This window comes from Chitinophaga sp. H8 (genome assembly GCF_040567655.1).
Taxonomy (GTDB): Bacteria; Bacteroidota; Bacteroidia; order Chitinophagales; family Chitinophagaceae; genus Chitinophaga; species Chitinophaga defluvii.
Genome location: NZ_JBEXAC010000002.1, coordinates 2591518 through 2615919, shown reverse-complemented (window position 1 = coordinate 2615919; position 24402 = coordinate 2591518). Strand labels below are relative to the sequence as shown.

Below are 24402 nucleotides of genomic sequence, written 5' to 3'. Positions count from 1 at the left end.
TATACAGGATATAGTGACAGATGGATAATGGGCTTTAAATACCGGTATCATAAATGGTAGCATTAAAAGTTCACCCGGCTAAAGGATTGATTCTACTGGCATGCCTGCTGTGCTTTGCCCAGGCTATTTTTGCGCAACCCGGCCAGAAAAACACCAACCGCCCCGACACCACCACCAAAATAGACAGCGCCACCATTAGCAGAAACCTGACCAAACTGGCCAAAGATTCTGTTAACAAAATCAGGAAATCTGATACTACCGTGGCCGTACTGATCAACCGCATTGAAGGGTATACGCTCATGCTCAACCAAACCATGAGTGTACTAAAACGGGGCTTCGATACCACGCGGATCAGCGCCAGTATTCCGCTTACGGATTCTTCCCTGACCCTGATCAAAAGAAACATCGCTACCCTCGGCAGAACGCCCAATATACATGATGTATATACCAATAAGGTAATGCTGGAGCAATTGGAACGACAACTGAAAGGATGGCAGGATGACCTGTTCCGCTACTACGGCCGGCTGGTAAATATCAGCGATACCATGGCTACTATCCGACGCGATACCTCCATGCGTAATATCCCGGAAGAGGATGAGCTCTACGGTTTTTATGTAGGCCAGATCGCCAACCTCATCCAGAAATACCGGCAGGTAGACAGCGCCAACCGCAAAAATCTGATACAGCTGGGGCTACTTCAGAACCGGGTGGCCAACAGATACATAGATGTTACCAACCTGCTGGAAGACATGGACTACCAATTGTCCGGATTCACCGGCCGCATGTTTAACCGCGACTACAGCTATCTATGGCACAGCGGTGATCAGGACCTCGCCAAAAGACCCAGGGATTTTATTGCCGTATTGCACAGCTCCATCCATAAAAGCGTAAAAGTACTTACCATCTTCCTGGCGGTACAATGGCCTGTTTTTATCATCTGGATCCTGATCGCCATTTTCTTTACCCTGTGGGTATATAATAATATCCGCCGGATCCGGCGCCATCATGATAATGCGGAAGCAGAAGCCATTCTTAAACATTCTAAATACCTCTACCAATTCCCGGTGGCCTGTACCCTCGTATTTGTGGCTACGCTGGCTTCTATGCTCTCTGTAAAATACCCTATCCTGTTTACCGAACTTACTTGGGCGGTGATTGTAATCCCCCTCTCCATTATATTGCGGCAATATCTACCCAGAATATTATTCCGGTACTGGCTGGTGCTGCTGGGATTACTTTTCCTGTACTGCCTCAACAACCTGCTCATTGAAGCTACCTTTGTGGAAGAATGGGGACTTTTCCTCGGAGCACTTTCTGCTATCTTCCTCGGAGCATATCTATTGAAGGCTACGGCCAACAGTACTTTCAGCCAGCCACGCCATACCCGCTTTATTATATGGACCATGATTGCGATGAGCTGCTTCGCTCTGCTGCTGGTGATCTCTGCCAGGGTAACGGCGGCCAAAATCATTGGCGCCAGCAGTGTGATCAATACCGTGATGGCGATGAGCCTGTTTATTTTTGTGGAAATCCTGATGGAGGCAGTATACCTCCAGGTAGAAGCCAATAAAGATTCCAGCACTTTTATCTCCTTTACCGATTATCAGCAGATCAAATCAAAACTGCAAACCTTTCTTGCGGCGATTGCCATTATCGGCTGGCTCATGCTGGTGGCCCGCAACCTGTATATCTACGATACCATCTATGAAGCCATTGCCGACTTCCTGGTGAAATCAAGAACAATAGGCAATACCGCTTTTACCTTCGGAAGTATTATTGTGTTCCTCCTCGTAATATGGGTAGCTACGATTATTACCCAGTTAATTGCCTACCTCTTTGGCAACACCGGACAAACGGCAGCGCCCTCCAAAAAAGTAAAACTGGGCTCGGCCATGTTGCTGGTCAAACTGGCAGTACTGGCTATCGGTATCCTCGTGGCATTTGCTGCTTCCGGCATTCCAATGGATAAGCTGGCTATTGTAATAGGGGCACTGGGTGTAGGTATTGGCTTCGGATTGCAAAACATTGTGAATAACCTCGTTTCGGGTATTATCCTGGCTTTTGAAAAACCAATAGAAGTAGGGGATGTTATAGAACTCGGTACCCGCTCCGGCGTGGTAAAAGAAATTGGGATACGCTCCAGCAAAATATCCGCCTATGACGGCTCCGAAGTGATTGTTCCTAATGGCGACCTGATCTCACAACAACTGATCAACTGGACCCTCAGCAGCCGTACCCGGCGGGTAGAACTGATCATTGGTGTAGGCTACGGATCTGATGTAGCACAGGTAACGGATATTCTGAAAAAAGCCATGGAAGGCAGAGAAGGGATCTTAACTAATCCTGCGCCGCTGGTATTCCTCTACCAGTTTGGCGACAATTCCATCAACTTCCGCTTGTTCTTCTGGATAGGAGACCTGGGCACAGCCGGCCAGCTGCAAAGTGATGTGCTCACCACCATCTATGAAAACCTGCAAAAAGCCGGTATTGAAATTCCTTACCCTCAAACGGACCTGCATATACGTTCTGTAGACCCTGGAGTACTTAAACAATGGGGGAGTATTGATCCTGAAAAACAAGCATAATGAATGGTATTCCTTTTCATTACACTATTGACATTCCACATTTTTTTGTTTAAACTTGAATGGTGAACCCATCCCCCAGACAAAAAAAGTGGATCAAATGGATCTTGATTCTCCTGGCTATTCGTTTTATAGTGGGGACCGTTTTATATTATGCGATTACCTACCGGTTCAGGGATATTGCTGCATTCATTGTTGAGAAAGAGTCAAAGGGGACCTACGCTTTTAATGCCGACCATATCGGGTTCTCCCTGTCTAAGAAAAATATGGTACTGAAAAATGTGACACTGGTATGTAAAGACACCTCCAACGTTGCTTCTCACTACGATATAAAAATTCCTGAAGCATATTTTTCCATCGCATCCTGGACAGATCTGATCTTCCATAAAAAACTGGTGATAGATAGCCTGGCAGTTACCGCGCCCACTCTTAAAGTGCATGAACATAAAATAAGGGAACAAAAACACGTGGCCTTCCACATTTCCAGTATTCTTACCAATCTGAAAAGAACACTCGTACATTTCCAGATACGTTCCCTGCACCTGAAGGAAGGCGCATTCTCCTACACCAGAAAGAATGGACCGGCGCCGCTACAGGCCAGCCACCTTAATCTATCCATCCGCAATTTTACCAGAATTACCAGCTCAGATAGTCACCTGCTGGCTTCTGATGATATAGATATCTCCCTCCACGATCAAAACTGGGTATTACCGGACGGCAACCATACCATCAGCTTTAAAAAATTACATTTCTCCGGTAAAAATCAGCGCTTTGAACTGGACTCCTGCGTCATCCATGGCATGGCTACTGCCGAAAAAGGGGCGATGTCATTAAGTGCCGACAGATTTGTTTTTAACTCAAAACATCTGCCGGCCATTTATATGAAAGATGAACTGCTGATCGACACATTGCTTTGTATACACCCTGTTCTAAAACTTCCCCGCAGCCATAAACCCCAACAGGTAAAGGATACGGCCACTATTGCCGGGGCTGCTCATCAGCTGTTTAAAAAGATCAATATACAATACATCGATGTGCGGGAAGGTGAACTCCTGCTGAAAAACCATGATACCACTGCTGCCATGGCGAGTGCACAGAAAAATAATCTGAAAATATTTAACCTGAATATACATCCGGCGGCCAATCCACCCATCACTACGGACAGCATTCAGTTTAACCTGAAAGAGATCCGTTTCTATTCACCTGATAGCTTGTTTCAGATAGCTATTGATGAGTTTACCCTGCTGCGCAATGATATTATTTTTACCAACGCTGTATATGGCCCCTCCCCTTACAATCATACAGGGAAAGGATTGACCTTTACAGCTCCCTTCCTGCGCCTGAATAATATAGATATTGCCGACCTGATACAAAAAAAATTACATGCTGCAAGTGCGGTATTATACGAACCCGCTATTAATTTCTATGATCATCGCAAAACGGAAAAAACAATAGCCAGACAAACAATCTTCTCCGATACCACACACCATGAAGCAGGTATCTACCAAACATTACATGGATTAAGTGAACTGGTAAATGTAAAGGACTTTCATATTGTAAACGGGCAGCTTAATTTCCAGTCTTCCAGGGGCAAGGCAGTTCGCCTTCAGGTGCAGGGGATGCACGCAGATATCCTCCTGAACCATTTTTTCCAGAGTGACTCGCTGGTAGATATCAAACATTCCATCCCCAAACTACAAATCAAAACAGTACAGCTCCGTACAGCAGGAATGGAACTGCAAGCGGATAATTACCGTTTTAACGGTATCCAGCGAAATAATCACCTGGACCAACTTCAACTCCACCTTGCTAATGGTACCGTCATAAAAGGCGAAAAGCTCTACTGGGAAGTATTTGATTGGGATGTGTATCAGCAAACGAAAGATATCCAGATCAACCTGCTGCATTTTAACCACCTGTCCATCCATCTAAATAACAATAAAAAGGCAGCCACTTCTCCGGCACAAAAACTGCCGGTTATACGTATCGGCGAACTGGCCATTCAACACCTGGCATTTAATATGGGAAACACCAACTCCCATCTCCAATTCAATGCCCACGAAATATTCCTGGATAATATATATTCTACCGCACATCATTTTGTGTGGAAGCATGCGGTGGCGTCACTCTATAACCTGTCATTTGATCATCCCGGGATAAAAGTGGCTATCCCCCGGATTACTTTTAATAACCTTGGGGAAAGCATAATGGATGCTGCCCGGATATCCCTACGGAAGGACAAAGCTGATACCAGGATATTTATTCCATTTATTAAAATAACAGGCAACCTGCATTCCACCGATCCGGAACAATTGTTCATACAATCTTTTTCTGCAACACAAGCTACCGTAAATCATCAAACTGTTGGTACTACAGATACCACCACCCTAGATGCGACCGTAAGTGCACAGATAAAAGAACTGCACAAAAAAGGGGAAGGATTTGCTTACCATTCCGCTACTGCCCACCTGTCTGATATTTCACTGCATACTGCACACCTTACCGCTTTCATCCCACAATCATCACTGACGCTTACAAACGGACATATTACCCCGGATAAAAAACGGGGCTTATCCCTTACCGCCAGTACCAGACTAACATGGAACCAGGCTACGGTAAAACTGCAGCAGACAGATAGTACCGAACTTACCCAGGATGCACTATCAGGTATATTTGAAGATCCTGCAGCCTCCTTCCATCCCAAAACAAAGTTTGCCTGGCCATCACTGGTAAACAAAACCACCCTCCATGCAGGCCGGTTGGTATACAAAGGAAAGCAGGTGACTGCCCATGCAGATTCCTACAACTGGGATCCGACCGGTAATACTTTCAGTGTATATAATTTTGATGTTACCCCTAATAAGAGCAGGGAAGAAACTTTCCGTACCCAAAAATGGCAGGGAGACTATATGGTGGTAAGAGGTGGTGCCGCGCATATCTCCGGCATTACCTTCCCTCAACTGCCTGCAGATAGTGGTGTGAAAATAAAAAAGGTCATCCTGGATAAGGCAGACCTCATTACGGCAAGAGACAAACGGATGCCTTTTCAGCATGGTATAGAAAAACCAATGCCTACGAAACTGATCAATACCATCCCCCTTGCTTTACAAATAGATACCATACACATACAACAAAGCAAAGTAACCGTGCAGGAGTCATCTAAAGCTACCAATAAATGGTCCTCCATTCCAATTGAACATATTAATGGGGTAATCACACATATCAAAAGCAGGCACAATGCCAACGATAGCCTAACTGTAACGGCCAGTGGAAAATTGTTTAATAACCATATCCGCCACTTTTCTTACCGGGAATCTTATGGCGACTCGCTTTCTGCTTTTCATGCACAAAGTAACCTCTCTCCTGTTTTCCTGACCGACTTCAGCCAGATAGCTATGCCAATGGCAGCTGTACGGGTCAATAGTGGTTACGCGGATACTGTTTTTGCCACCTGGTCAGGTAATAAATATGCAACCCTGGGTACCATGGATTTCTATTATAAAAATCTAAGTATCGGGTTGATGAGCAAAAAAGATTCCACCCGGCAACGGTGGTTCCTTTCCCTGCTGGCTAATACATTCCTCCGCAACGCTAATAATAAACAATCCCTGCTATTCGTAGCACGCGACCGGGAGAAATTTATCTTCAACTACTGGGTAAAGGCGCAAACAAAAGGGCTGTTAACCAGTGTGGGTGTTAAACGCAATAAAAAATACCTGCGCCAATACCGTAAAATAGCTGCCCGTTATTCGCTTCCTGCACGCTAATTACCTGAAAGGACAACGCCTGACTCAGCAATACCCCATCAAATATAAAGGGCCGGCCCAAAGGCCAACCCTCTTACTTGTATATTTTCTCTGCTGTAATAACGGTATACTATTCCTGATTAATAGCACTCGGATCCATATACATCAGCTCCCAGATATGCCCGTCCAGGTCCTCAAATGCATGTCCATACATAAAGCCATGATCCTGGGGTTCTCTTGGTACGGTACCGCCTGCTTTTACTGCTTTGCTTACCATTTCATCTACTGCCTCCCTGCTTTCCGCAGAGAAACAAACCAGTACTTCCGTACTTTTACGGGCATCTACAATCTCTTTCTTGGTAAAAGTCTTAAAATATTCTTCTACTAGTAACATCACAAAAATATCCTCTGTCACAATCATGCAGGTCGCATTTTCATCGGTAAACTGAGGGTTGAATTTATACCCAAGGGCAGTAAAAAATGCGACAGATTTCTTCAGGTCCTTTACTGGTAAGTTAACAAAAATCTTAGTTGCCATATACTTTATGTTTTTTAAATTTTATACTACAAACTTACTATCAATACATCAACAAAATGCTGGGTAAAAGCGACAATCTAAGGGGTAGAATACGACATCCCTTAAAATAAAAAGCCACCCGGACAGGTGGCTCTTTTCTCAATAGGAGATCATAATTATTTTGGTTGCTCATACGTGTAATTGATCATCCAGTTAACCCCGAATTGGTCAATCACCATACCGAAGTAAGCGCCCCAGAAGGTTTTCTCCAGCGGCATGGTCACTTTTCCGCCTGCTGCCAACCCCTCAAATGCCTTTTTTGCTGCAGCTTCACTGTCCGGGTTATAAGCAATGGATAGGCTGTTGCCTTGCGAAACCCTCCCCCAGGAAGCCGGGCAATCACTTCCCATTAATATCGTATTATTACCAATGGGCAATGCCACATGCATTATTTTATTAGCCTCTTCCGGTGCCCCCTGATATTCTGCAGGCGAATCGCTAAACCGGCTGATTGTCAGAAACTCACCCCCAAATACAGATTTATAATGATTAAATGCTGCTTCGCAGGTGTCATTAAAATTTAAATAAGGATTAACGGATGCCATTTTTTATAATTTAAATTGTTAACAAATTATTGTTTCTCAAGTATTCCTTTAAGGTTTTGCAAGCCTGTTTCCAGATCAGTGCCCAGCATTTTATCCATATCCATAAACAACAACATAATATTCATGGGATAATTCATCCTGCTGCTAAAACCCCACTTTACATTAGTCTGGTTTTCGGATAACGCAGTAGTAGCCATAAAAGCATTCGCTCTTCCGTCAAAAGGCTTTATAAAATGAAGAGCAAAATCTATCTGCTCTCCTTCCCGGATGGCCGTGATTTCCTGTTCTCCCTTGCCTACATCTTTACTCTCACTATCCCAGGAAGAAACAAAACCTACTGTCCCATCTGTACCCTTATACTCCTTTTTCATATTGGGGTCCATCTTAGCCCATTTGCTGAAATTATCCTGGTTCTTTAAATACTTCACATAATCAAATACTACCTGCTTCGGCTTATTAATGGTGATTTCCCGCTCAAGGGCATAGTCCTTCTTTGTAAACAATGCTACGATTAACACTAGTGCAATAAGGGCTACGATAACAATCAGGATTCTTTTTACAATTTTCATTTTATGTGGTTTAATTCTTTACAGGTTTATCTACCACAAACTTACCCTATTAAATATTTCACAGGGAGGCCATATGAGACAATATAAGGGGGTAGTTGCGACTTTCTTTTCCACTGTTCAGCATTACCATATTACAACCCAACTCCCTGAAAAGTTCACTTACCTTCCGGACATTAAAAAATGTCATAAGCCCCCCTTGATATTGGCGTTTCTACACCCGGTCAAACATTCTAAAGCATTGTAAATTTGTATCAAACCAAAAAAGATACATATGGACATAAAACCCACAAGCAGCAGCATGTACGCGCTCCTGGTACTGTATGATATGCATACCAGGTTTTTCGCCAATGTTATTGAAGGTATATCCGACAAGGATGCACATAACAGGCTGAATACAAAGGCCAACCATGTGGCCTGGCTTACAGGCAGCCTGGTAGAAGGAAGATATGAGCTGGCAGATACCCTGGGCACTCACCTACAGCAGGCAGGCCATGAATTCTTTAAAGACCATAAAGGTATTCAGGACGGGGCTACCTATCCATCCCTGGCGTCTTTTAAGAAGGATTGGGATAATATTTCTCCCGTGCTCCGCGAACTGCTCATGAAAGTAAGTGATGAAAAACTAAGCCAGTCGTTTGAAATGATGCCAGGTGAATTTTTCACCCTTTTTGAACTATGCTCCTTCACCATACACCGGGAGTCCTATTGCATTGGTCAGATAGGATTATGGCGCAGGTTGATGGACTATCCTGCCATGAAATACTGACAATAAGGTACACCACTCACTCCGGCAGGGACCTGCAGCCAAACAATCAGAGGCCCCTGCCGGTTTTAGCCCATACAATATCCCCACCCTCCACCGATAATTGCATTTTTATTCCCCATCTACCTTATTATCTGTTAATTTTGCGCCATTACCGGATCAAAAAGCCTTCAGACGATATGAGTTTATTAAGTGTATCAGGAATCAATAAACAATTGCAGGAAACTTATGTACTAAGGGATGTTAGCTTCACGCTCCGGGAATTCCAGAAAATGGCCATCGCCGGCGAAACAGGCTCCGGCAAAAGTACCCTCCTGAAAATCATAGCCGGATTAGTACAAAAAGATGCCGGAGAGGCCTACTTTGATCAGAAAAGGATCAGAGGCCCCCTGGAAAAACTGATGCCCGGACATCCGGGTATTGTATACCTCTCCCAGCACTTTGAACTACGCAATAATTACAGGGTAGAAGAAATCCTCGATTACGCCAACCAGCTCACTGACGAAGATGCGGCGGGTATCTACCAGGTATGCAGAATTGCTCATTTACTAAAAAGGAAAACGGACCAGCTGTCTGGTGGTGAAAAACAAAGGATTGCCCTGGCCAGATTACTGGTCACAGCTCCCCGCCTGCTGTTGCTGGATGAACCGTTCTCCAACCTCGACATGATCCATAAAAGCATCCTAAAAGATGTTATCAGCGATATCAGCAATCAACTCAATATTACCTGTATCCTCATTTCTCATGATCCCCTGGATATGCTTTCCTGGGCAGATGAGATCATGGTCATGAAAGACGGACAGATTATACAACAGGGATCTCCCCAACAGATATACCTGCAGCCGGTAAGTGAATACGTAGGCGCACTTTTCGGAAAATATAACTTAATTGATCCTGCTAATGCCGGATTCCTCGCAGGATTACCAGGCATTACCCTCAATGGGAAAAAACTATTCATCCGGCCGGAAAACTTCAAAATAGTATCCAAAACGCCAAAGGCAATTACTGGTAAAGTAAAACAATCCAGGTTTTATGGAAGCTACACGGAAGTCGATGTAACCCTGCCAGGTGAAGTGGTTATCGTAAAAACACCTAATGCCGATATCAAAACAGGCAAAACCATGCATCTCGCCTTACAGCCGGAAGATGTCTGGTACCTGTAGCATTTACCCCGCTTCTTACCTTTGTATGCAACCTATGGGCCATAGGCTATCCTTCATGCTTTCCCTCTTGAATACTTAGGGCTGTTATTTTTTGTCCAGATAACAACACGTTGTTTATATCCAGTTTTCCTTCCCACATACTGATAAAATATCCTTATCCAGTAAAGCCTGGCCTGCATCCGACACTTTCAGGTCAATGAACCGCTGATAGTCACTAATAATCCGCTGTTGACGTGCTGCTTGTTTAAGAAAATTAAGTGATTCATTATGTACTGCCCTTGCCAGATAAGCGGCCAGATTACCCCGCAGGTCCAGCTCTTTTCATTTCTGCCAGATCTTTATCATCACCTGTTGTACCACATCCCTGGCAGCGTCTTTAACAATAAAAAACCACCAGCCATTCCGGACTGATGGTTTTTTAGTTTCGGTTAAAGGAATATACCGGTAGTCTGTCTACCGCCATGCATTATCATAAGCCTTCCCGGTTATATCAAGCGGGCCTCCAATATTCGTTTCAATGGAATTAGTATGCCATGCAATCTGTACATTGTTCGGGAAATGCATAATAACGGCATAGATACCACGCTTCTCATTATCATACCAGTAACCATTTTTCCAGTAATAGCTCCCGTGCTCCCCGTCTATCTTATTATCAAATCCCATGAATCCGGATTTCATTCTTTTCAGCATATCAGTAGATACATACTTCCCGGCTTCTGCGGTTAAAAGTACCTGCGCTACTTCAGGAGCGCTCATGTACCATCCGCCTGCACCACTTTCAAGATAAGTAGTATATTTCATCATTCCCTTTAATGCTGGTTTGGAAAAATTGTAATACATGGTCATATTCAAAGCAGGACGCTTTTCATTGATAGGACCGCCATCATTCCAGGGACCAATATCTATTTTCTTATAGTCGGGTAATCCGGCTGCTTTAAAAATAGTTTCCCGTACATAGTTGCGGTAAATCTGCGATACTGCTTCGTCAGCATCTATGTCAGACAACACGCTGAAAGGCCCTTTTCCTGCTACTACACAAGGAATCAGCACACGGCACAACAGGTAATTCACATTATTGTATTTATAGTGAATATCTTCCCCGAAACCCGTGGTGGCAGTAGCCATACATTTGCGTAAGGAGGCGTAATCATCACCAAAATAAGTAAGCCCGGATTTGTGCGCCAGCAGATCGGCGACTTTGATCTTCCGGTTCTTTTCATGAATATTCCAGTTGCCAGGTAATAAGTCGGCCAGATATACATCTTCATCCTGACTTGTTTTTTCCAATGCCTGCAATAAGGCCAATGCGGTAATAGTCTTACTGCAACTACCGGTAGCCTGACGCGTAGTAAGCAGGTAATCCAACTGCGGACTGTTGGTAGCCAATCGTGCAGATCCACCGACTCCATACTTTACAATCTTTCCATCCTGTGCAATTGCAAAGGAATAACCTACTGTTTTTCCTTCCAGACTTGCGGTCATATTCTTGGCAAACAGCTCGGCATCAAATCCCTTATTGACAATCACGTCAACAGGTTTCTTGCAACTCGTACAAAGGGTTCCTGCAAGTAGCATGGCAATCATAGCATGCGCAAATAGTGTTCTCATTTGTTTCATTTTTTGGGTGTTAATTATTTTTTGGATGTCGGATGCAAAGATGGGATGCATCCTAAATTATCAGATCCTGCTTTTAACGGATGCCATTTTTGAATTAACAAAACAAGAGGGTAAATTTCTGGAATTAATGATTATCTTTAGCTGAGCTAACCACCCTTCAGGTTATTCATACACTACACATCGCGGCATCTTCGCAGTTTCCCGTCTTTATTCATTCCATCTCTTATGTACGTTCTTTTTTATTGATCAACATTTAACAACCAACATCGGATTGTATGAAAAAAAAGGGATTTCTTATTGACATGGATGGTGTCATCTACAAAGGCAGTGAACCTATTCCCGGAGCGGTAGCATTTATTAATGGGCTCAGAGAGAAAGGGATACCTTTCCTTTTCCTCACAAACAACAGCCAGCGAACCAGCAGGGATGTTTGTTATAAGCTGAATAAGATGGGCTTTCAGGTAAATGATACGGATATCTTTACCTGTGCCATGGCTACAGCCAGATACCTGGCATCTAAAAAAGAAAATGGTACCGCCTATGTTATCGGAGAAGGAGGGTTGCTCACAGAATTGTATAATGCAGGATATTCTATTGTGGACGACCAACCGGATTATGTCATCATTGGTGAAGGAAGAACCATCATGCTCGAATCTGTGGACAAGGCCATCAATATGATCATGAAAGGGGCCAAGCTAATTGCTACCAACCTGGACCCTAACTGCCCCATGGGAAATGGCAAATACAGAGCAGGATGTGGTGCACTGGTGGCCATGCTTGAATTTGCCAGCGGTATAAAGGCGTTTAGCGTAGGCAAGCCCAGCCCGGTGATGATGCGCATGGCCAGAAAAGCATTACAACTCACTACCGACGAAACCGTAATGATAGGCGACACCATGGGTACAGATATTCTTGGGGCGGGTTCTATGGGCTTCACTACGGTATTAACACTCTCTGGTGTTACCCAGGAGGAAGACCTGGCCCATTTCGGCTATTCTCCGGACTTCATTATCAGGTCCGTAAAAGACTTACTGGATGAAGAATTATTTCTGCAGGTAATGGGCCAATCAATGCCCACCGCTGTAGTATATTAAATACGTATATTAGTCATAGTTAGTTAATACTATGGAGCTGGATATTCTCCAGCTCCATAACTTTGTTTTGTTTGTTATACCCGTACGTGCAGGAACAGGTTCACGCCTTCCGCTTCTTTGCCTATGTGTATAGCATGGGGAGCAGCGCCGGCTGCCTGCGCCATCTCCTGCAATGCTGCGGCCGGACGGTGATGCAGATGCCAGTCGCCAATCAACTCCATATAATGACGGGTAGGATTATGATCACCAAAATTGCCTACGATCACTGTTCCTCCGGGTTTCGTCCATCCCATGAATCTCCGCAGCAGTTTTATAAATACCTTGTCTTCGAAATAATCAAATAATCCGGCACTCCACACGATATCAAATTTGTTATCTGTTTGAAAGCGGAAAATATTGCGATGTTCAAATGATACCTGTGCTATATGTGCCTCATTCAATTCCCTGGCATAGTTAATGGCATGCTCATCCGCTTCTACACAAACCGTTTGCAAACGTGCAGGATCAATAACCGTGTATACCTCCGCCAGATCCCTGGCCGGGCCACTGGCCACATTTAATAATCGCAGGGAAGGCCGCTGCTGTAATGCCTGCTGAATGGTGTCAATAAAATAATCCTTCCGATTCCTGACTGCTTTACAAGCGGGCTGTTCATGCCAGAAATGATCCCATTTCTCAAAACGTCCGTTAGCCATTACTTCCTCCCGGTATATTTTGTCAATGATCATAAAATCACCGGCATAACCAAAAGGTTTACTCCTTGCATGCCCCAGAATGGTACGTCCAAATTCATCATCTTTTCCAAATGCAGATTGCAGTGTATCCATTTCATCCGGCGTAATTTCGCCTGATTTTACTGCATTGGAAATAGTATCAAATACATGATGAAGGGTATCGTACTCTGTTGTTTCGGGGCCACCATTGGCGATAATCTCCTGAAGAAAAGCCAGTTGCTCATTAGGGTGTTGCATCGAATTTGAATTTAATTTTTTGGGGATGATGTTAACGCTGTAAAGATGCAAATGCGAAAAGCTATTCAGGAAACAGAATTAATGGAAAGCAGAATTGGGTTAACCAAAATACCTCATACATTAATTCACAGCATGGTGCTTCAACTGCTGCACTACTTTCGTAACACTAAACCCCAACACACTATGAAACATATTGGTATTATCGGCGCAGGCCTCAGCGGTCTGGCCACTGCAAAGGCTTTCCTCCAACAAGGATATGAAGTAACCATCATCGAAAAAGCTGCCGCCATTGGTGGTGTTTGGGAACAGCGTCGTTCCTACCTGGGCGTGGCTACTCAAACTACCCGTGATGAATATGCCTTTTCAGATTTCCCGATGCCGGCATATTATCCGCTTTGGCCTTCTGGCGAACAGGTACAACAATACCTGGAGAAATACGCCATGCATTTCCAGGTTTTCCCCAGGATACGTTTTCATACTACGGTACTCCAACTCCGGTTTAATCAGGAGGAATGGGAAATGGAGGTATATGATGCCATTAAAAGCAGCATAGAAATACTGAGATTTCACTTTGTTGCCATCTGCACCGGCACTTTTCATCAACCGGAGATTCCTGCATTCAAAGGCATGGAAAGTTTTACCGGTACCATCCTGCATTCCAGTCAGGTAAATGATGCGGCGCTGCTCAAAAACAAGTCGGTTGCGGTGGTAGGCTTTGCCAAGTCTGCTACGGATATTGCCACTTTAGCTGCCGGCATCGCCAGGGAATGTCACCTGCTCTACCGGAAAGCACAATGGAAGGTTCCCCGCTATTTTGGCAACCTGCTGAATATGCGTTACCTGTTGTTCTCCCGCTTTTCAGAAGCGTTCTTTGATGCACCCCGTAAAACAGCTTTCCAGAAATTCCTGCATACTGCAGGCAAACCGTTGGTCTGGGCACAATGGCGCGGACTGGAACTGTTACTTAAAAAACAATTCAAGCTGAAAGCCTGCGGTATGGCTCCGCAACACCGCATTGAAGACCAGATCAGTTGCAGCCTGGGAGTGGCCCCGGAAGGCTTTTATCAAAAAGTAGCCAGCGGGCTGATCAAAGCACAACAAACAGAGATCGATCATTTTGATGGCAACAAACTGATACTGCGTAATGGTCAGGTGCTGACGCCTGACGTAGTGGTTTGCGGTACCGGATTTTCTCAGGAACTCCCCTTCCTGGAACCCCGATACCGCGAGCTGGTGCTGGATAAAACAACCGGCTATCAGTTGTTCCGGAATATCCTTCATCCACAGGTACCTCAGCTTGGCTTTATAGGCTATAACTCCAGCCTCTTTACCACACTTACATCAGAAGTGGCGGCCAACTGGCTGGTACGTTATGTACAGCAATCGCTGCAGTTACCTTCCCCCGAAGAGATGATCGGGGATATCCAATTCATGTCGCAGTGGCGCCGGAATGGCCGCCCCATTGCAGCAGAATTCAGCGGCACCTGTGTGGCACCTTTTAATTTCATGCACCTGGACCAGCTGATGCGGGATATGGGACTGGCTACAACTGCTACCCGCTGGACGCTTTATGAATTTTTCAAGCCCATTAACCCAAAAGATTATCGTATTTTGCTACAGCGCACTTTAAAAAAGGAGTCTCCCCAAGCTCCTGTTTACCAAACAACCGAAATCGCTCCATAACAATGAAAAATGCGGAACAGGTAAAAGCACTGCAGGAAAAGGTCCGGACACTGGAAGCCGAAAATGCGGCTTTACGCAATCCCGGCCAGCTCCATTCCAATGAGCCATCTGTTAAGGTGCCCGAAATATTTCAGTCCATCTTCCGGAAAGCAGAAGAAAACGTCCGGCAATACTTCTCCCGTATCTCCCGCGACCCTTCCAGGGGCATCATCGAGATCAATCAGGAAAGGTATGTGCTGATCAGGGCTTCTGCTTTATCCAAAGACTTCCTGGATAATATCCTCCGCCTGTATGCCGACAGGGGCGAAAGTGAGGCATTCAGCATTGGCAGAAACTTCCTCTTCGATATTTCACATGCTATCGGTATGAATGATGCGAAAGCCTTCCATGCCAGGCTAAATGTAACGGATCCGCTGTCCAAACTCTCTGCGGGCCCACTCCATTTTGCCTATACCGGCTGGGCTTTTGTAGATATCCTCCCGGAAAGTAATCCTACCCCGGACGATAACTTTTACCTGCTCTACCATCATCCCTTTTCTTTTGAGGCGGATGCCTGGATAAGATCTGGTACCGTAGCAAAGTCTGCAGTATGTATTATGAGTGCCGGATACTCTTCCGGCTGGTGCGAAGAGAGCTTCGGCATTCCACTCACAGCGGTGGAAGTCAGCTGCCGGGCAAAGGGAGATAAACAATGTACTTTTATCATGTCGCCCCCGCACATGATCGAAAAACATATCCGGCAATTTGCTAAGGCAAACCGCAAACATGAATTCAGAAAAACACCTCCGGAAATTCCTACTTTCTTTTTAAGAAAAACAGTGGAAGAACAAATGGAAAAAGCCCGCTTACTGGCGGAAGAATCCTCCCGGGCAAAATCAGACTTCGTCGCTAATATGAGCCATGAACTCCGGACACCGCTCGGCGCTATCCTGGGCTTTACCGAATTGCTGAAGAAAACAAAACTGGATCATAAACAAAACGAATATCTCACCGCTATTTGTGCTTCAGGAAGTAATCTGCTGGCTACCATCAACGATATCATGGACCTCAGTAAGCTGGATGCCAAAAAGATCCGGTTTGAATCTGTTGCCATCCTCCTGCCGGAATTGTTACAGTCTGTAGAACTCATGCTCACTTCCAAAATCCGGCATAAGGGGCTGGAATATACCACCATAGTGGATAGTGAACTGCATAAACCCCTGCTAAGCGATAGCGCCCGGCTCACACAGATTCTGCTCAATATCATTGGCAATGCTATTAAATTTACAGATAAAGGCAGCATTACCGTGGCCTGCGAAGTAGTGGAAGAAACCCAACAAGGGGTACAGGTCCGGTTCCGCATCAAAGACACCGGGATTGGTATTGCGCCGGGCAAACAACAACATATCTTCGAACGCTTTACCCAGGCGGATACCGCTATTTCCCGCAAATATGGCGGCTCCGGACTGGGCCTTGCAATTACCCGTGAACTGGTAGAACTGATGGGAGGTACCGTCACACTTACCAGCAAAGTGCATAAGGGCGCAGAATTTGTGGTGCAATTGCCATTCCTCAAAGCAGCCCGGCGTGTAAAAGATCTGCAACCCAGCCCCCAGACAATAGCTGGCAATGGCCTGCATGTACTGGTAGTGGAGGATAATCTGCTGAATCAGAAAATGACCCGCATCATGCTGACAAATAACGGCTTTACTGTGAGCGGGGTCAACAGCGGGACAAAGGCCATCTCATTCCTGAAAAAAAACACCGCAGATCTTATCCTGATGGACCTGCAGATACCGGGCATGGATGGTTATCTTACCACAAAGAAAATCCGGGAAACCTTAAACCTGAAAATCCCGATCATCGCCATTACCGCACATGCCTTTAATGGCGAAAAGGCAAAATGCCTGGCGGCAGGGATGAACGACTACCTCTCTAAACCTTTCCGGGAAAGTGACCTCCTGGCTACCATGGCGGCAGCTTTGCCCTCCGCGCTGATCAACCTGGACTTCCTGCGCGAACAAACGCGCAACAACCTCACTTTTATAAAAGATATGATCCGCACCTTTGTACGGCAAACGCCCAAAGCCATTGAAACCCTCCAAAAAGCGGCGCTTAAAAATGACGGGGAAACGGTGTACAAGATCGCACATACTTTAAGAACCTCTGTGAGCTTCTTCGGGTTACAAACACATATAGGGGAAGATCTGCTTCATATTCAAAATACCAGACAAGCACCTACGGAACAATTGGAAAAAATAAAAATGGTATGCGAACAGGCCATCACAGAATTACAACGGATCAAACCATCCGCTTTGTCATCAATGCCATAAATTCATCTTTCTTTTTAGGAGAGATGGCCACCATGGCATCATCACTCATCACCGCATAACCACCATCTGTTTTTACCCACCGCTTTACATCCTTCAGGTTGATCATATAAGAGTTATGAATCCTGAAAAATCCATGCTCCTGTAAGGAAATCTCATATTCCTTCAAATTCCGGCTCACCATGATCTGGCGGCCATCCTTCAGATAAAAAGTAGTATAAGGGCCTTTGGCTTCCAGCCGGATAATGATCGACAAAGGAATAAAATCTACCCCTTCTGAGGTAGAAAGGCTGATACAAAAATCATCCCCCGCAGGTCTATGCAGGTTCTTCAACAACAACTCCAGCCGGTTATCTTCCTGACGGCCTGTTATTTGTTTTATCGCTTTATCTACCGCCTGCTCCAGCTCTTCCAGGTTGATAGGCTTCAATAAATAATCTACTGCACTGAACTTAATGGCCTGAATAGCATAATGATCAAAAGCAGTCGTGAAAATAACATGAAAATCGTGGTGATGGGTTTGTTTCAATACATCGAAACCAGTACCTGTCTGCATTTCAATATCCAGGAAAACAAGTTGCGGGGACTGGGTGTTAATAAACCTGACGGCATCTGCTACGTTGCTGACAATACCTGCCAGCTCCAACTGCGGGCAAAATTCCCGGACAAGATTAGACAGGAAGTTCCGGCTCAGCATTTCATCTTCTACAATTAATGCCTTGAATTTCATACTGGGTTTTTGAGCATAATAACAAGATAAGGAATATTTGTTTATCCGATGATAATCACTGCCCGGTTCAGTGCTATACCGCCTTCCATCACTTCCTTACGGTGTTCCAGCCGGATCTTCCGGTGATGCTGTTCGTTGAACAACTGGATACGGCGGCTGAACAATGCTGCCCGTTCTTCCATCCCCTGTACAAAGGTGCCGCTTGCGCCATTATCCGTTACCTCCAATGCCAGCCCTTCTGCATGCGCTCTCAGGACTACCGCTATCTTCCCTTTCTCTTCTTTCCCAAGATGCAGCACTCCTTTATACAAGGCTTCTTCTAATAGGCCATGGGTTAAAAAAGGTGGAATACGTTCCAGATGAAGTTCTTCCGGTAAATCAATTTCATATTCAAAACGGTCAGGAAACCGGAATTGCTCCAGCACCAGGTAATCTTTGATCAGCTCCGCTTCATCCTGCAGGTGTATAGCCAGCTCATCACCAAAATGGATCGTTTTACGAAGAAAGCCTGCAAAACGGCTGATATACTGAAGGGAAGCTTTTTTATCATCTGCCGTGATAAAGTATTGAATGGCATTGAGGGAGTTAAATAAAAAGTGGGGGTTGAGCCTCGCTTGCAAAACCTTCATTTTCAGCATAATGTTCATCTCTGCTATCTGTTCACACTGCTGGCTTACCAATGTCCGCTGTGCTGCCACCTCCGTCATCAACGCCGCTCTCTCCTGGTATAACCTGTAACCTGATACAGCCAGCACTACCAATATGAAAACCCCTATTACCCAACTGAATATCATATAACCAACCCCCTGCTTTGGGGTAAAATTGCGCAATTAAACAATGTACCTCCGGCATGAATTAACGAATGGCGGATTTGGGTTAACGAAACCGGCAAATCACCACTTGCATATAAATTCAAATAAGTTATTTTTGATCTCTTATTTTATACAATGATACTAGACACTTTACAGAACGCACACCTTTACCACGGCCTTGGACCCAAATTCGTCAAAGCTTTTGAATACCTGGCCAAAACCGATTTTAACGCACTGGAAAAAGGGAAATATGAAATTGATGGGAAAAATATCTTTGCCATTGTGAATGAATACGATACCGTAGACCCTTCCGGAGAACGTATGGAAGCCCACAGGAAATACATTGACATACAATATGTTGTGAGTGGCGCGGAACTCGTTGGGCACGATTTACTGCTCCAGAAAACACCTTCCCAGCCATATGATGAACCCACCGATTTTATGCTGTTTGATGAAAAACCGGCGTTCTTTACCAAACTGGACCAGGACCAGTTTGCGGTTTTCTTCCCCTCCGATCTGCATATGCCTAACCTTCGCATTGACGAGCCCATACCAGTTAAAAAGGTAGTGATCAAAATAAGCGTGAACGATATCCCTCATTGATGCTGTTTAAGACCGCTAGAATGGGGGTAACGAACGCTCATCTACGGTAAGGTAGCTCACTGCGAAATAATCAGTATTCCACAAAGGCATCATCTTCATAACACCACAACCACCGTTCTCCTGGCTCTGCGGAAGATACTACAGGGTGATGGGTTTGATGATAATGCCCCGTCATATGCCTGTTGGGAGAGTCGTCACAACATAATGTTACCCCGCAGGTTTGACAGGTGCGCAGATGCACCCATTCACTGTTTGTTTTTATACATTCGGCACATTCATGCTTTTGTGCCACTTTAAGCTCGTGGATTTCTCTGATATGCTGACAAAATTCGTTTTGTGTCATATGATACTATTTAACTTCCGCAAGATACTTATGTACAAAACTGATGGCCATAGAGCCTTCCCCTACAGCAGAGGCTACCCGGTTCATGGCATTGGCACGCACATCGCCTGCCGCAAAAATACCCGGGCAACTGGTTTCCAGCAGATAGGGATCCCGCTGTTGTTTCCAGATCTTGTTAAAATGCTGGTAGTTTTTCAACTCCCGCCCCGTTTCAATAAATCCCTTTTCATCTTTGATAATATTCAGGGCAATCCAGTCTGTAAATGGCTTGGCTCCGATAAAGATGTAAAGGGCATCTGCCTGCACTTCTTCTCTTTCATGGGTATCTACCTGCGTTAATACCAGCTGTTCCAACTTATCCGATCCACGGGCTTCCACAATCTCTGTTTTAGGCTTCAGGTGGATATTAGGGGTGTCCTTGATCTGCGCAATCAGGTAGGCCGACATCGTGCTGGTCAGGTCTTCCTTACGGACAAGGATATACACATTTCTGGCAAACTTGGATAGATACATAGCTGCCTGTCCTGCAGAATTCCCTCCTCCTACAATATATACTTCCTTATCTCTGCATGCCGTGGCTTCTGTCATCGCGGCACCATAGTAAATACCTGCTCCGGTAAATTCCGCAATACCTTTGGTGGGCAGCTTCCGGTAGTCTACGCCTGTGGTGATCACTACACTCCGGGTATTAATACAGGTATCATCCTGCAGAATAATCCGGTTATACCCATCTACCTGCTGAATATCTTTTACTGATTGCGGGGCTATAAACTCCGTACCCAGCCGGGTGGCCTGTGCAATAGCCCGGCGTGTCAGCTCTGCACCGCTCAGTCCTGCCGGAAATCCCAGGTAGTTTTCAATACGTGAGCTGGTGCCTGCTTGTCCGCCGGGGGCATGCCTTTCTATAAGTAATGTTTTTAATCCCTCGGAAGCGCCATATACCCCGGCGGCCAATCCTGCCGGACCGGCGCCTATAATCACCACATCATATACCTCTTCCTTGATCCTTGGATTCAAACCTACCTTATCTGCAATGGCAATAATAGTAGGATGCGCCAGATAGGTACCATCTTCAAAAAATATCACCGGCAGGTCTTTTACTTCCAGCCCGTTCAGGGAAAGTAAACGGCTGCCTTCTACCGCTGTCTGAATATCCAGCCACTGATAAGGAATAAGATTACCTGCCAGAAAATCTTTAATGGCATGAGACGATTGTGAAAACTGATACCCTACTACCTTGATGCCCTTAAAATCCGGATGATACGTGTTTTGCCAGTCGTCCAGCAATTCATCGATAATTGGATATAGCTTCTCCTCCGGTGGTGCCCAGGGCTTCACCAGGTAATAATCCAGCTGTACGGTATTGATAGCTTTTATAGCAGCATCGGTATCAGAGTAGGCAGTAAGCAGTACACGTTTGGCTTCCGGATAAAATGTCTTTGCCTTTTCCAGGAAAGCGACTCCCTCCATATCCGGCATACGCTGGTCCGAAATAAACATCGCTACCGTTTCTCCCTTATTCTTCAGCTCCAGCAAACTGTCCAGTGCCTCTTTTACAATCGTGGTGCTGATCACCCGGTAGTTATCCCGGTACTTACTTTTCAGGTCACGAACAATCGCCCGTAATACCTGCGCATCATCATCAATGCAAAGAATGATTGGTAAATTCATAACTATTTAAATATACTATTTCCTGCCCGGTTATCCATTGATGGGCAGGCAAACAACAAATTGTGTACTGCCGGGCATACTGGTTACTTTAACCGTACCGCGATGCTGACGGATGATCTGCATAACGATATCCAATCCCAGCCCCGTCCCTTTTCCAATTTCTTTGGTAGTAAAAAACGGATCAAAGATCCGCGTAATGATCTCTTCCGGAATACCCGGCCCATTGTCTGTAATAGTGACCTGCACATTGGTACCAGACTTTTCCGTTTTGATCTCCAACACACCATTACCATTACTTTCCATGGCATCCAGCGCATTGTCGATCAGATTGGTCCACACCTGGTTCAACTCTCCGATCAATGCTTTTACCGGCGGCAGGGTATTGTCAAACTGCTCCGTTATTATTATCTGCCCCTTGCGGATTTTATGCTGCAGCATCACCAGCGTATTCCTGATTCCATCGTGAATATCGGCCCACTGTTTGTCATGCCCCTGGTCCATATGTGTAAAGGTCTTTACCGACCCTACCAGGTGGGCTATGCGCTGGGAAGCATCTTCTATATCGGTGACCATCTTTTCCGTAACCAGGTTTGTATTGATCCAGTTAAAGATGGGGGATATATAAGCCGCTGGAATATGCGCCTTAAACCCTTCCAGGTCTTCCAGGGTAAATCCAAAATCAACAAAATTTTCTGCTACCTCTGCACTATTGGTGGTGCCGTGCTCCTCCAGCCAATCCATGATTTCATCCTCTTGGGCCGACCTTTCCATCATGGAAAGCGTTGGTTTTTCCTTTTTTTGTAATACTGCAAACAGCTTGTCATTCACGATATCCACATCTTCTTCCGGCATGCGGATAGCAATGATCTGTTTAAAGGATTCAGGCAGCAGCTGCAAATGCTGCTTCAGGGAGGTAGCTCCCCGTACCACTGCCGCGGCAGGATTGTTCAGCTCATGTGCCAGCCCGGCAGATAGTTTTCCCAATGCCATCATCTTTTCACTTTGCTGCTGTAAAGAGGTAAACTCCCTCACCCGGCTGGTCATAATATGCACCAATGCCTGTGTTAGCTCAAAATGTGTACGGATCAGCATATCCATTTTATCAATGGGAAAACGCATGATGTACGTGTCTTCCATAGCGACTCCATTCAGCGCGGCAACTTTACCTCTTGAAAAAGGGAGATAACCGGTAATTGTCCTCGCCTCCATGATACTCACCTCCCGGTCGCCCGTTTTTTGCGGCTGGTACACCCGTACCTTACCACTGAAGATGAAGGTGGTGCCCCGGATAGGAGTTCCGGCCTCAAACAACAGCTCCCCTGCGGGAATCATCTCCTGCTCGCTCTGATCAATCAGCCATTGCAGCTGACTGGCCGGCACATCCTTAATGGCATCAATAGCCTGTAACCATTCAACAGTAACCTTGTTCATAGCAAAATGGCTTTATCCTTTTAAAGTTACTTAGAATTATCTTCCGTTTTGTTTGCCGAACAGGTGAGGCCGGCATACAATAAGTGCAGCAGCGGTATCTCCGGATCCCCTTAATTTAAGCTCCGGTACTCCATAGGTGAGTAGCCTACCTTTTTCTTAAACAAACGGGTAAAATGCTGGGGATACTTGAAACCCAGCTCATAGGCAATTTCACTGACGCTTTTGGTGGTATCAAATATTTTCTCCTTGGCAATATCTATCAGCTTCAACTGAATATATTCCTGTGCCGATTTTCCGGTTTCTTTTTTGATAAGATCACCAAAATAGTTGGGGGATAAATGCAGTTCGCCTGCACAATAGGCTACTGACGGCAGACCCATGGTCTGGGGAGTATCTGCGGAAAAATATGCGTTCAGTACTCCCTCAAATCTTTCCACAATGCCACCATAAATACTTTCGCGGGTAATGAATTGCCTGTCATAAAACCTGTTACAATAATTCAGGAACAGTTCTATATTGGCGGCAATTAGTTTTTTGCTGTGCTTGTCAATGGATTGCTCCAGCTCATACCCGATTTTCTCAAAACAATCCAGTACGATCTGCCTTTCCTTTTCAGACAGATGAAGTGCCTCATTCGCATCATAGGAAAAGAAAGAATATTCCGCAATATGTTTTCCCAATGGCGTCCCCTTTATCAGATCAGGATGAAAAACCAAGGCCCGGCCTTTAAGCTCCGGTGCTTTGGTGACTCTTGGTTGTACCCCCAATACCTGACCAGGAGCTATAAATACCAGGGTGCCTTCCTGGTAATCATAATTGTTACGCCCATACTTCAGCTCTCCGCACTTCAATTCCTTCAGGTAGATGGCATACAAGCTAAAATTGAATGTTTTCTCAGGTAGTGATCTGGCTTTTGACAGATCCAGCATACTGATCAGCGGGTGCTGAGTGGCTACTCCCCGCATTTTATTATAGGCGCTTATACTATCCAGCTTTACAATGGCTTCCATATCAATGGCTTTAATGATACGAATTTACGCTTTCCGGTGTTACCCGGCATGCTCCCTGGCAGGGGCCAGTAATATGGGTAGATAATTCAGTAATCGGTATAAGTATCCATTCCCGGATACTTCGGAGATTTGTAGTGGAAAAAAAGTAGCATATGCTACACCAGTTACAACGTTTAAATCATT

19 protein-coding genes are annotated in these 24402 nt (G+C 45.2%); 8 read left to right on the top strand and 11 right to left on the bottom strand.

Going from position 1 to position 24402, the window contains the following annotated elements:
* Positions 1–53: 53 nt before the first annotated feature.
* On the top strand, positions 54–2585 hold the full coding sequence (locus ABR189_RS24250) for a mechanosensitive ion channel family protein (RefSeq protein ID WP_354663085.1): 2532 nt from the start codon (positions 54–56) through the stop codon (positions 2583–2585).
* Positions 2586–2644: 59 nt separating this feature from the next.
* A complete protein-coding gene (locus ABR189_RS24245) occupies positions 2645–6349 on the top strand; it encodes a hypothetical protein (protein ID WP_354663084.1) in 3705 nt (1234 codons plus the stop codon).
* A 109-nt stretch (positions 6350–6458) separates the two neighbouring features.
* Here ABR189_RS24245 and ABR189_RS24240 read toward each other — a convergent pair whose 3' ends face one another.
* From ABR189_RS24240 to ABR189_RS24230, 3 genes are all read right to left on the bottom strand, one after another.
* Positions 6459–6866: a VOC family protein gene (locus tag ABR189_RS24240; RefSeq protein ID WP_354663083.1), complete on the bottom strand. Its 408-nt coding sequence runs from the start codon at positions 6864–6866 to the stop codon at positions 6459–6461.
* Positions 6867–7021: 155 nt separating this feature from the next.
* Entirely contained in the window at positions 7022–7450 is a 429-nt protein-coding gene (locus ABR189_RS24235) for a VOC family protein (protein WP_354663082.1), read from the bottom strand.
* 26 nt (positions 7451–7476) lie between these two features.
* Entirely contained in the window at positions 7477–8019 is a 543-nt protein-coding gene (locus ABR189_RS24230) for an SRPBCC family protein (protein WP_354663081.1), read from the bottom strand.
* 271 nt (positions 8020–8290) lie between these two features.
* On the opposite strand from ABR189_RS24230, the gene ABR189_RS24225 reads away from it, so the two are divergent.
* A complete protein-coding gene (locus ABR189_RS24225; RefSeq protein WP_354663080.1) occupies positions 8291–8785 on the top strand; it encodes a DinB family protein in 495 nt (164 codons plus the stop codon).
* A gap of 176 nt (positions 8786–8961) precedes the next feature.
* Complete coding sequence (locus ABR189_RS24220; RefSeq protein WP_354663079.1) at positions 8962–9945, top strand: ABC transporter ATP-binding protein; 984 nt, start codon at positions 8962–8964, stop codon at positions 9943–9945.
* Between the two features lie 453 nt (positions 9946–10398).
* Here the strand turns inward: ABR189_RS24220 and ABR189_RS24215 are convergent, their stop codons facing one another.
* Entirely contained in the window at positions 10399–11553 is a 1155-nt protein-coding gene (locus ABR189_RS24215) for a serine hydrolase domain-containing protein (protein ID WP_354663078.1), read from the bottom strand.
* Positions 11554–11837: 284 nt separating this feature from the next.
* Here ABR189_RS24215 and ABR189_RS24210 point away from each other — a divergent pair, with 284 nt between their 5' ends.
* On the top strand, positions 11838–12656 hold the full coding sequence (locus ABR189_RS24210; protein ID WP_354663077.1) for an HAD-IIA family hydrolase: 819 nt from the start codon (positions 11838–11840) through the stop codon (positions 12654–12656).
* A 74-nt stretch (positions 12657–12730) separates the two neighbouring features.
* Here the strand turns inward: ABR189_RS24210 and ABR189_RS24205 are convergent, their stop codons facing one another.
* Entirely contained in the window at positions 12731–13627 is an 897-nt protein-coding gene (locus ABR189_RS24205) for a class I SAM-dependent methyltransferase (RefSeq protein ID WP_354663076.1), read from the bottom strand.
* 183 nt (positions 13628–13810) lie between these two features.
* Between ABR189_RS24205 and ABR189_RS24200 the strand changes: the two genes are divergently transcribed.
* Both ABR189_RS24200 and ABR189_RS24195 read left to right on the top strand, forming a co-directional pair.
* Positions 13811–15310 (top strand): flavin-containing monooxygenase, encoded by a 1500-nt coding sequence (locus ABR189_RS24200; protein WP_354663075.1) that lies wholly within the window; start codon positions 13811–13813, stop codon positions 15308–15310.
* Between the two features lie 2 nt (positions 15311–15312).
* Positions 15313–17622, top strand: coding sequence for an ATP-binding protein (locus ABR189_RS24195; RefSeq protein ID WP_354663074.1), 2310 nt, complete (start codon positions 15313–15315; stop codon positions 17620–17622).
* Here ABR189_RS24195 and ABR189_RS24190 read toward each other — a convergent pair.
* Both ABR189_RS24190 and ABR189_RS24185 read right to left on the bottom strand, forming a co-directional pair.
* A complete protein-coding gene (locus tag ABR189_RS24190; RefSeq protein WP_354663073.1) occupies positions 17591–18349 on the bottom strand; it encodes a LytR/AlgR family response regulator transcription factor in 759 nt (252 codons plus the stop codon). The genes ABR189_RS24195 and ABR189_RS24190 overlap by 32 nt on opposite strands.
* A 41-nt stretch (positions 18350–18390) precedes the next feature.
* Positions 18391–19143: a sensor histidine kinase gene (locus ABR189_RS24185; protein ID WP_354663072.1), complete on the bottom strand. Its 753-nt coding sequence runs from the start codon at positions 19141–19143 to the stop codon at positions 18391–18393.
* A gap of 153 nt (positions 19144–19296) precedes the next feature.
* Here ABR189_RS24185 and ABR189_RS24180 point away from each other — a divergent pair, with 153 nt between their 5' ends.
* On the top strand, positions 19297–19764 hold the full coding sequence (locus ABR189_RS24180) for a NanQ anomerase/TabA/YiaL family protein (protein ID WP_354663071.1): 468 nt from the start codon (positions 19297–19299) through the stop codon (positions 19762–19764).
* A gap of 70 nt (positions 19765–19834) precedes the next feature.
* Here the strand turns inward: ABR189_RS24180 and ABR189_RS24175 are convergent, their stop codons facing one another.
* The 4 genes from ABR189_RS24175 to ABR189_RS24160 form a co-directional block, all read right to left on the bottom strand.
* Complete coding sequence (locus ABR189_RS24175) at positions 19835–20107, bottom strand: UBP-type zinc finger domain-containing protein (protein WP_354663070.1); 273 nt, start codon at positions 20105–20107, stop codon at positions 19835–19837.
* Between the two features lie 6 nt (positions 20108–20113).
* The gene (locus tag ABR189_RS24170) at positions 20114–21778 is read right to left on the bottom strand and encodes an NAD(P)/FAD-dependent oxidoreductase (RefSeq protein WP_354663069.1); all 1665 of its coding nucleotides are present in this window, start codon (positions 21776–21778) and stop codon (positions 20114–20116) included.
* Positions 21779–21808: 30 nt separating this feature from the next.
* Complete coding sequence (locus ABR189_RS24165; protein ID WP_354663068.1) at positions 21809–23209, bottom strand: ATP-binding protein; 1401 nt, start codon at positions 23207–23209, stop codon at positions 21809–21811.
* Between the two features lie 110 nt (positions 23210–23319).
* Positions 23320–24219, bottom strand: coding sequence for a helix-turn-helix domain-containing protein (locus ABR189_RS24160; protein ID WP_354663067.1), 900 nt, complete (start codon positions 24217–24219; stop codon positions 23320–23322).
* Positions 24220–24402 lie beyond the last annotated feature (183 nt).